We start from the raw sequence: 8,954 nt of genomic DNA, 5'->3' as shown, positions 1-8,954 counted from the left end.
ACCGCCGCGCCAGCCTCGGCCTCCTTCAGGATGCCGATGATCTGCTCTTCCGAAAACTGCTTCCGCTTCATCTGTCCGTCCCTTCGAGGGGCCGGTCTCTAGCTCCAGGTGGATGAAAAAACGGGGGGCACGTCACGGGCGAGATAGGATTTCCTAGTCCACCGTCTTTGCCGCGTGCTCGGCGTCAGCCAGAGCGGCTATTTCGCCTGGAAGGATCTACCGGCCAGTCGGCACCAACGCGACGACATGGTGATGCTGGCGCATGTCCGCCCGGCGTTCGCGCTGTCGAACGGCATTTACGGCAGTCCGCGCATGACGCGCGAGTTGCAGGATGATGGCTTTTCCATCGGACACCGCCGTACGGTGCGGCTGATGCGTGAGAACGGCCTGCGCGGCCGGCAGAAGCATCGGTTCAAGCGCACCACTGACAGCGAGAACGCCCGGCCGGTCGCGCCGGACATCATCGAACAGGATTCCACCGCGACCGCGCTCAACCAGAAGTAGAGCGTGGATATTTCGTACGTCTGGACGCGTGAGGGATGGCTCTATCTGGCGGCGGTCATCGACCTCTTTTTCCGCCGCGTCATCGGATGGGCCATCGGCGACCGGCTACATCACGATCTGGCGCTGGCGGCGTGGCACGCGGTCATTGCCGGGGTGTATTCCACCGGTGCGTCTTCGGCCGGCGTCTCGACCGTCATGTCGTCCAGCTTCTCGACGGCTGCATGCATCGACCGCAGGAATGCCGGCACATCATCTGCAGAATTGTGTGTATCGGGGTTATCCAGCCCCGCAATGGTAAGTTCGGTGGCAAACTAGATGTTGTCGATTTCAGTTTTCCTACCGACCAATGAATTGATGTATCGGGTATGATGCATCTATTATGACAATCTATCTAAATACAACTTGATTTTTCGCTAAACTATTAAGTTTTTGTTTACTTAAAGTCTGTCGATCATAGAATATCTAATTTTAATAATAAATTATTTTAGGTTCGTTAATTTTGTATTTTATAGATTTGTTGTGAAGTTAACCAATAAAAATTAAATGCATCGATATCTGTGTTGTTCGGATGGTAGCAGCAAACTTCATAATAGCAATAGGTCCGAGTCGGTGACAATGCATTGGCTGCAGGTTATGGAATAGAAATTTCTGATCCAAATCAGTCAATTAATTCGAAAATTCACGGCTCCACAATGCATCTGCTGACGTTTCATCAATGGCGCCCATCGGCTTGATGGAGGTGGCCAAGGATAAGCTTGCTGCCACCTCCTGGTGTCGGCTTTTCAGTGCATGGGGATCAATAGATGACCGATAGCATGGAGTTGATAGCCGCGCTCGACCGCCGCGTCGAACGCCGAGACGAACGACGCGAGTTCTTCAAGGCCGCATTCGGCATGGGAGCGCTGGCTGTTGGAGGTGCGGCTACGCTTGGGTTTGCCAAGCGAGCGGATGCGCAGACCGCGACGATCACCGACCCGGATATTCTTAATTTCGCGCTTAATCTCGAATACCTTGAGGCGCAGTTCTATGCCTATGCCGCGACGGGTAACGGCCTCGCTGCCGACCTGCTCACGGGCGCCGGGACGCAAGGTGCGGTTGTGGGCGGACAGAAAGCCAACCTGACCGATCCGGTGGTTATTCAATATGCCCGCGAAATCGCGGCGGACGAGGTCGCGCATGTCGCCTTCCTGCGTTCGCAACTCACCACCTCAGTGGTGGCACAGCCAGCGATCAACATCGCTGGTGATGCCAACGGCGCCTTCACGGCAGCAGCACGGGCGGCTGGTGTGGTCGGGGAAACTGATGCGTTCAATCCCTATGCGAATGACGACAGCTTTCTGCTGGGCGCATACCTATTCGAGGATGTCGGCGTCACCGCCTACAAGGGTGCAGCCCCGCTTATCAGCAGCAACGCCTTCCTCGATGCGGCCGCTGGAATCCTGGCGGCGGAAGCTTTCCACGCCGGCATCATCCGCGGAGCGCTCTATGCGCGCGGCGTGGCGACGCCCGCACTCAGGATCAACGCCGATCGCATCTCGGATGCACGCGATACGCTGGACGGGACGGCGGGTGCCAACAATGGTGATCTCGACCAGGGCATCTCGCCCGTCACGACACCGCTGACGAGCAGCCTTGGTGCGACATCGGCCCCGGCGAGTAACTTTGTGCCAACCGATGCCAACGGCATCGCGTTCAGCCGCACGCCCGCGCAGGTACTGAACATCGTCTATCTGAACCGCGCAGCCGCAACGATGGGCGGATTTTTCCCGAACGGCGTCAACGGCACCATTCGCGCCAGCGTCGCCTGATCCGTTTCGCGATACGCCATTCAGGGATATTCATCATGACCAAGCAAATCGAACTTCTCGAAATGTTGGAGCGGACCGAGAACCAACGCGCCGCTCGCCGCAGTTTCATTCGTTTATGTGGTGGCGCGGCCGCAATGACCGGCGGACTGGCGCTGCTGTCGGCATGTGATGACGATGACGACGACGATGTCATACCTGCGCCTAGTCCAACGCCGACCTCCAGCAGTGACGCACAGGACGTCGCCGTCCTCAGCTTCGCGCTCCAGCTCGAATATCTGGAGGGTAATTATTATACCTATGCAGTCACCGGTGGTGGCATTCCTGCTGCGCTCCAGGCCGGGGCCGGTACGCAAGGGGCGGTAATTCCGGGCAGCGGAAACGGTGCGGCCCGGGCGGTGACCTTCGGCGATCCCGTCATCGCTCAATATGCTCGCGAGATTGCAGCAGACGAACTGGCGCACATTACCTTCTTGCGTAATGCCCTAGGATCGGCGGCGCCGGCGCAACCGACCATCAATTTGTCGGGCAGCGCCGCCGTCACCACCCCCGGCGGTCAAGCGGTCGGTGCGTTCACCGCCGCAGCCCGCGCCGCCGGTGTGATCGGACCAAACGACATCTTCGATCCGTTCCTGAATGACCAGAACTTCCTGATTGGTTCCTACCTGCTTACTGATGTCGGCGTATCTGCTTATCGCGGCTCGGCCCGCCTCATCGCCAATAAGACGTTCCTGGAGGCATCGGCCGGCATCCTAGCCACCGAATGCTATCATGACGGGGTAATCCGGTCGGCCCTGTATAGCCGCGGATTGACGGTGCCGACGATCTTTAGCGACATTCAGCGCATCTCCGACACGCGTGATAGCCTAGATGGCCCTGCTGATAACGATCAGGGGATCGGCACCGCCGGCAACGCCAATCTCGTGCCGACTGATGCAAACGGCCTTGTCCTCGGTCGAACGGCACCGCAAGTGCTGAATGTCGTCTATCAGAACGCAGCCCCCGGTACGACGGCGGGGGGCTTTTTCCCGGCGGGTGTCAATGGCAGCATTCGCGCTACTGTCGCAAATACCTAATTCGGCGGTGATCTAATCTGTTGTCATAATAAAAAATCGGGGTTGTATCATCAGCGGTACAACCCCCTTTTCCGCTTCCTTTGGGTGTCAAAGCTACTTGTTTTTGGCACCGTATCACCCTCACTGTCGTTTGATAGCTTCCTGTCCCCTATCAGCTAGCTACCAACAAAAACGGCCGTTCATCCATCTGGATGGGTAGGGACCAGAACGCTTACCGGTGATGTATTTGGCCTGACCGTTTTAGGGATTACAGACGGACTTTATTCCTATCGTGGCACCATGATTGGAGCCAGGTGAAAGCGTCGCATTCGCGCTTGAAGCGAACGCGAGCCGCGCGTTCGTAGACTTGCTGCCGACACCGGTTGCCATCAGCGATCGTCGGGTCAGAGGGGGCTGCATATAGTTATACTTCCATCAGGCACGAGGCGGAGCAGTCTGTTAGCGGCAGGGAGGTGGTGGCCGATAGGGATGTCGGTCAGTTGGCCATGCCCGCGCCGAGCAGTTTGAGGTGGGCTTTCACATGATCGTTGCTTTCGTCCAGACGCAGCGACCGACGATGGGCGGCGATCGCCTCGGCAGGCTCGCAGCGTGCCTCATGTGCTTCAGCCAAGCTGTCCCAGCCCATACCCCACTGGGTGAGCTTGCCATCGGCGTAGCGGCCGGGCACCCACAGCTTCCTGCAGGTCCCTGCGGCGGCCATGGCCCGGTATCCGGCGATATACCGGTTTGGGCTCAGCACGCCGCTGTTCGCGGCGGTCGAGGCGTATCTTGGCATGCCGGTGGCCTAACGGGGTCACGCTGCAATTCACGGCCGCCGATGGCCGTGCCGTTTCGACCCGGGAATGGCACCGCGACCGGGGGACCGGCGTATGGTCAAGCTGGCGATATATCTGGACGATGTCGACGCGCAGGGCGGACCGTTCCAGCTCCTGTCCGGTCCAAACGACATTCTGAAGGCGGTCGGTGGCCGCGATCAATTCCATCTCGATACCGACAAGGTCGCCTCCGCCATCGCGGTCGGGGCGATCCCGCCACCCCTGACCTGCGAAGTCATGACGGGGACGGCGGTGTTCGCCGACACCGCCCGGTTCTTCCATCGCGGCAAGCCAGCCACGGGGCGACATCGCGCGGCGTTGTTCTTCAGTTACTTCGCCCGCAATCCGGAACGCCCGTATTTCTGCAACCGCTCCGGCTTTTCCGGGAGTGAGCTGGACGGTCTGACCGCAGGCCTTTCATCGGCGCAGCGGCAGGCAGCGTTATGGCACAGCGGACTGCCCTTCTATTGGCGGGTAATCCCTTCCGCCTCGGTGTGAGACGGCCAGATAATCCATCGGTTTTACCTGTCGGGATAAGACGGAAAAGCCTGTCGCTGATCTCCAGATTTTCGAACTTTACGAATGTTACCGCTTTTGTGACAGGAGATGGCCGCTATGACGACATCTCGCCACCATGAACTGGCAAGGCTGCCGGGTGCGACCGTGAGCCAAAACGCCTCTGGACGCCTCGGCTAAACGACAGTCAGCCGCGGTTTCGGGCTTATCGGCAATAGCCCGGATTGTTGGATTTCTCGATGGCATTGCCGGCCAGGGCGCCAGCGCCGCCACCAAGGATCGTGCCCAGTGCACGATCACCGCGGCTGTCGATCGTCCGACCAAGCAGGCCGCCGGCAAGCGCGCCGATGATCGCGCCCGTCGTGCCCTGACTGCACCGCTGCGGACGACGGTCATAGTCCTGTCCCCCGTAACTGCGACGGTCGTCATATCCGCGGTGATCGTCGTATCGTCGAGCATCGCGGCGGGAGACGTAGCGGGGCCGCTGCTCGTACCGCCGGTCGTCACCCTGATAAGAGCGCTCATAGCGGTCGTCGTAACGGTGCGCGCTGGCGACCGATGGTGCCATGGATGCAGCGACAGAGGCCATAAACGCGGCACCGAAGACTAGTTTGCGAACCATCACTGACCTCCATGGCAGCAGGTCATCGACTGCCAGAAGGGGTTTATGCAGATGCCGCCATGTTGCGATGCTGAATGCGTCTGTTACCTCCCGTTCAGCGAGATCGCTTCCTCAACACATGTCTTGAATAGCAGAGTGGTTTAATTTCCCAGATTGTTAGCCGTTCATAATCAAGAAAAAATTAGGATAACTATCACGCCGAGAATAAGATTCGTTTGAGCATTGTAGAGTTTAACAAATTACAGTTTGCATTGGGTAGCAGCGGTTTTGCATATCTGAAGCGGTCATACATCATGCCCGTAACATTTCCGCTAAAATCGCCTATCACAACCACGAATGTTGTATTAATCATTTTTTGGGGGATGAAGCTTACGAACTAAATCCATTATGATATGTAATTCGCTTTACAAACTCTTTACCAAAATCGGTAAGCTACTGGTTCGCAACCAGAATGGCACTGTAGCGGTAATCGCGGCCCTGTCGCTGTCGAGTCTGCTCGGCATGTCCGCACTGGCCGTCGATATCAACCGCGGTCTTCAACAGCGCATCACCAATCAGCGGATCGCCGATATGGCCGCCCTGAGCGCGGCGATGGCGTACAAGTTGGCGAGCGACGAGACCATCCTCACGCCGACCGCCCGCGATATCGTGCGGATCAACGGCCTGACGAACGCAACCGTCACCGCTGCGCTGCTGGCCGACGTGCCGACGACCGGTAGCAAGGCGGTGCGGGTCACCGTTACCACCGCGGTTCCGATCGCGCTGGCGAAAGGGATCGGGATGTCCGGCAGTTACGACGTCGGCGTCACTGCCACGGCCAACCTCGCCACGGCGGCCGCGGTGCCGGCCTGCTTCATCGGGCTGGCCGCCAGCGGCGATGCGATATCGACATCGGGTGGTGCAACGATCGATACCCCCGATTGCGCCGTGGCCGGAGTAGGCAACATCAATAATGGCGGCACGCGCATCAACGCCAAGAACATCGTTTCCGGGTCCGGATCGGTCATCAACAACTACGGCACGTTGATCTCGGAGGCAGTGCGCTATGCCGTATCATTCTCCAATCCGGACTGGAACGGCAATGTACCGCCGGTGGACAAGCGTAGCCGGGTATCCTCGGTCGTGCTCGACCCGCTGGCATCGAACAGCGAAATCGCCGATGCCAGAACGCAGCTCGGCAAGTTTACGGCGCCCAGAGCGATCGCCGATCCCTCGACCCCGCCGGGCGCCGACTGGACGTTCGGTTACAGCCCCAGTCCCAGCGTCGCCGCATTCCGCAAAGGCAATTCCGGCAATTTCATCGTGCCGGCCGGGGTATATGCGATCGGGCGCCTGCAGGTCGATGGCGGTGTCGACGTCCGGTTCGAGAACGGCTCCACGCTGACGGTCGCCCAAGGCGTGACGATCGGTGGTGGCTCACCGGTCAATTTCGGCAATGCGAATGTCCGGGTGAACGGCGGCTTTCAGGCGGGCAGCAGCGTCACCTTCGGCAATGGCACGATCGCGATCGGCAGCGGCACGGTCTCGCTGACGGGGACCAACCAGATCGGCAACGGCAACCTCACGATCAATGCGGTCCTGTCATTGGGAGGCGGTTCCTCGCTGACGATCGGGGCAGGGTCGCACGCGTTCCAGTCGATCTCGGTCGGTGGCGGTGCCTGGATCAAGGCGGGGGCAGGCGATGTGGACGTGATTGCCGGTATCGCCGTAGGGGGAGATTCAACGCTGGCACTGGGGGCAGGCAATTACCGGTTTGGCCCGGACGGCTCGGCCCGCGCCGTCGCGCTGTCGGGCAGCGGCATCCTGATCATGGAGGACGGCGCATTCAGCGCCAACGGCTCGATCGTGACCGAGGGCGGCAGCCGGCTGATTTTTGGACGCACCCTCAACCACCAGATCAACGGTAATCTGAAGGTCGCGGGGTCCGTGCTGTTCGGGGCCGGGCGCTACACCATCGCCGGCGATCTCGTGAACGGCACGGGGGGTACCACCTGGCCCTATACTTCCTCGATCACCGGCATGACCTATGGCAGCGCCCTGGAGGGCGTCAGCACCAGCGGTTACGATCAGGCGGGGATCAACGTCACCTTCATCCTCTCGGGTACGCTCAACCTGTCGGGCGGCGCCAAGACGAAGCTGATCGCAGCCGCGACGGGGGCGGCCGGCGGGGTGATCGGCAGCGTGCTGATCGATAGTGCCACCAGCGCCGCGACCGACTGGGCGGCAGGATCGAGCAATGTCTTCAGCGGTGTCGTCCATCTGCCCAATTCCGACATCACGATGAGCGGAGGCAGTAGCACCCTGTCCGATGGGCAGTGCTTCATGCTGGTGGCGAACCGGATCATCGCGACGGGCGGCGCAGCAGGCGGATCGGCCTGCGTCGGCCTGCCATCGTCCGGCAGCTCGTCGAGCGGCACCATCGAGTTGGTGAACTGATGCCCCATTTGCTCCGTGACAGCCGTGGCTCCGCCACGATCGAGTTCGCGCTGCTCACCTGCTTCTTCTTTGCGGTGATGCTGGGCGTGCTGGATTTCGGCATGTTCTTCGTACAGCGCAGTAACCTGAGCGGTGGCGTGTCGACGGCATCGATCCACAGCTTTGCGAACCGGGACGCTGTTGCCTTCGCCAATATTCCGGCGATGGTCACGGCTGCATCGCGGGCGCCGGGCGGATCGAGCGTTGCCGTCACCGTGACATGCAATGCCGGCACGACGAGCTGCGCGAACACCAGCCGGGTCTGCGCCTGCCTGACGACCACCAACACCTTCGTCGAGGCATCCAGTTGCGGCGCACCATGTACCGGCGGCAACATGACGAGCGGGTCGACCGCAGGCTATTATCTGACGATCGCGGCTTCCTACCCCTATACTCCCGCCGTCCTGCCCAAGGGCGCATTGGGCAGCGCTACCGTGCAACAGACGGCGGTGGTGAGACTGCAATGAACCAGGGCATCTTCCGCCGCGACCGGCGCGGCGCCACTGCTATCGAGTTTGCGTTGCTCGCACCCGTGTTCCTGGGGATGATCTTCTCGCTCGTCGAGGGCGGGCGGATGTTGTGGATCAAGCAGACACTGGCCGAGGTGGCGTTCAGTACCGCCCGCTGCATGTCGGTCAGCGTCGCGTGCGACACGGAGGCCAAGCAGAAAGGCTATGCCCTGACGCGGGCCGCCGGCTACGGCCAGACGCTGATCGCCGCCAATGTCGTGCCTGCACCCAACACGACCTGCAACGGAGCCGCTGGCATGAGCCAGGTGACAATCACCACGGCGTTCAACTCGCCCGTGACGGGGTTGCTGCCGATCCTGCCATCGACCGTCTCTGGTCTGGGCTGCTTTCCGAAATTGTGAAGGTCTATCGATTCCACGTCAGCAAGGCGGCAGCTATCACGGCCTTGTCGCGCATATTCTAACTTTCGAAATTGGCGGACGCCCCCGTTTTTGACAATTATACTTTTAGGTGCAGCCTAGCATTACAGTTGCGTTTTTGATCGAATGTGCGCGTGTTTGGCGGCAGCCTGATGGGCACGTCGCCAGCATGACCATGCGATGACGTGGCGGGGTTCGATACGGCGCTGGGCCAGTCTGACGACGATGCGGCGGATCTCCTGCACGGACCAC

The 8,954-nt window shown here is 60.2% G+C and carries 8 protein-coding genes and 1 pseudogene; 7 read left to right on the top strand and 2 right to left on the bottom strand.

The genetic code is table 11. The features are described 5' to 3' along the window. Positions 1-147 precede the first annotated feature (147 nt). The 3 genes and pseudogenes from ABD719_RS09280 to ABD719_RS09270 all read left to right on the top strand — a co-directional run. A pseudogene (locus ABD719_RS09280) lies at positions 148-636 on the top strand (IS3 family transposase); the annotation flags it as partial. 671 nt (positions 637-1,307) lie between these two features. Next, complete coding sequence (locus tag ABD719_RS09275) at positions 1,308-2,312, top strand: ferritin-like domain-containing protein (protein WP_344693067.1); 1,005 nt, start codon at positions 1,308-1,310, stop codon at positions 2,310-2,312. Between the two features lie 35 nt (positions 2,313-2,347). Then, positions 2,348-3,385, top strand: a complete 1,038-nt coding sequence (locus tag ABD719_RS09270; protein WP_344693066.1) for a ferritin-like domain-containing protein — start codon at positions 2,348-2,350, stop codon at positions 3,383-3,385. 475 nt (positions 3,386-3,860) lie between these two features. Here the strand turns inward: ABD719_RS09270 and ABD719_RS09265 are convergent, their stop codons facing one another. Beyond that, positions 3,861-4,160, bottom strand: coding sequence for a hypothetical protein (locus tag ABD719_RS09265; protein WP_344693065.1), 300 nt, complete (start codon positions 4,158-4,160; stop codon positions 3,861-3,863). Between the two features lie 94 nt (positions 4,161-4,254). Between ABD719_RS09265 and ABD719_RS09260 the strand changes: the two genes are divergently transcribed. Further along, complete coding sequence (locus tag ABD719_RS09260; protein ID WP_344693064.1) at positions 4,255-4,698, top strand: phytanoyl-CoA dioxygenase family protein; 444 nt, start codon at positions 4,255-4,257, stop codon at positions 4,696-4,698. Positions 4,699-4,921: 223 nt separating this feature from the next. Here ABD719_RS09260 and ABD719_RS09255 read toward each other — a convergent pair whose 3' ends face one another. Further along, positions 4,922-5,338 carry a glycine zipper 2TM domain-containing protein gene (locus ABD719_RS09255; RefSeq protein WP_344693063.1) on the bottom strand — a complete coding sequence of 139 codons (417 nt, stop codon included), beginning with the start codon at positions 5,336-5,338 and terminating at the stop codon, positions 4,922-4,924. Between the two features lie 501 nt (positions 5,339-5,839). On the opposite strand from ABD719_RS09255, the gene ABD719_RS09250 reads away from it, so the two are divergent. The 3 genes from ABD719_RS09250 to ABD719_RS09240 are packed head-to-tail and all read left to right on the top strand — an operon-like array spanning position 5,840 to position 8,684. Continuing rightward, entirely contained in the window at positions 5,840-7,774 is a 1,935-nt protein-coding gene (locus tag ABD719_RS09250) for a hypothetical protein (protein WP_344693062.1), read from the top strand. After that, positions 7,774-8,280 carry a TadE/TadG family type IV pilus assembly protein gene (locus ABD719_RS09245; RefSeq protein ID WP_344693061.1) on the top strand — a complete coding sequence of 169 codons (507 nt, stop codon included), beginning with the start codon at positions 7,774-7,776 and terminating at the stop codon, positions 8,278-8,280. The genes ABD719_RS09250 and ABD719_RS09245 overlap by 1 nt, the downstream gene beginning before the upstream one ends. Continuing rightward, positions 8,277-8,684, top strand: coding sequence for a TadE/TadG family type IV pilus assembly protein (locus ABD719_RS09240; RefSeq protein WP_344693060.1), 408 nt, complete (start codon positions 8,277-8,279; stop codon positions 8,682-8,684). The genes ABD719_RS09245 and ABD719_RS09240 overlap by 4 nt, the downstream gene beginning before the upstream one ends. Positions 8,685-8,954: the final 270 nt, after the last annotated feature.

It is taken from the genome of Sphingomonas cynarae (assembly GCF_039537815.1).
Lineage (GTDB): Bacteria > Pseudomonadota > Alphaproteobacteria > Sphingomonadales > Sphingomonadaceae > Sphingomonas > Sphingomonas cynarae.
The sequence above is the reverse complement of the archived record's forward strand: the minus strand, read 5'-3'. Positions and strand labels throughout refer to the sequence as shown.

What these genes read in the sequence shown, in the direction of transcription:
- ABD719_RS09275 (WP_344693067.1), top strand. Translation starts at nt 1,308, where the DNA reads ATGACCGATAGCATGGAGTTGATAGCCGCGCTCGACCGCCGCGTCGAA.
- ABD719_RS09270 (WP_344693066.1), top strand. Translation starts at nt 2,348, where the DNA reads ATGACCAAGCAAATCGAACTTCTCGAAATGTTGGAGCGGACCGAGAAC.
- ABD719_RS09265 (WP_344693065.1), bottom strand. Translation starts at nt 4,160, where the DNA reads ATGCCAAGATACGCCTCGACCGCCGCGAACAGCGGCGTGCTGAGCCCA.
- ABD719_RS09260 (WP_344693064.1), top strand. Translation starts at nt 4,255, where the DNA reads ATGGTCAAGCTGGCGATATATCTGGACGATGTCGACGCGCAGGGCGGA.
- ABD719_RS09255 (WP_344693063.1), bottom strand. Translation starts at nt 5,338, where the DNA reads ATGGTTCGCAAACTAGTCTTCGGTGCCGCGTTTATGGCCTCTGTCGCT.
- ABD719_RS09250 (WP_344693062.1), top strand. Translation starts at nt 5,840, where the DNA reads ATGTCCGCACTGGCCGTCGATATCAACCGCGGTCTTCAACAGCGCATC.
- ABD719_RS09245 (WP_344693061.1), top strand. Translation starts at nt 7,774, where the DNA reads ATGCCCCATTTGCTCCGTGACAGCCGTGGCTCCGCCACGATCGAGTTC.
- ABD719_RS09240 (WP_344693060.1), top strand. Translation starts at nt 8,277, where the DNA reads ATGAACCAGGGCATCTTCCGCCGCGACCGGCGCGGCGCCACTGCTATC.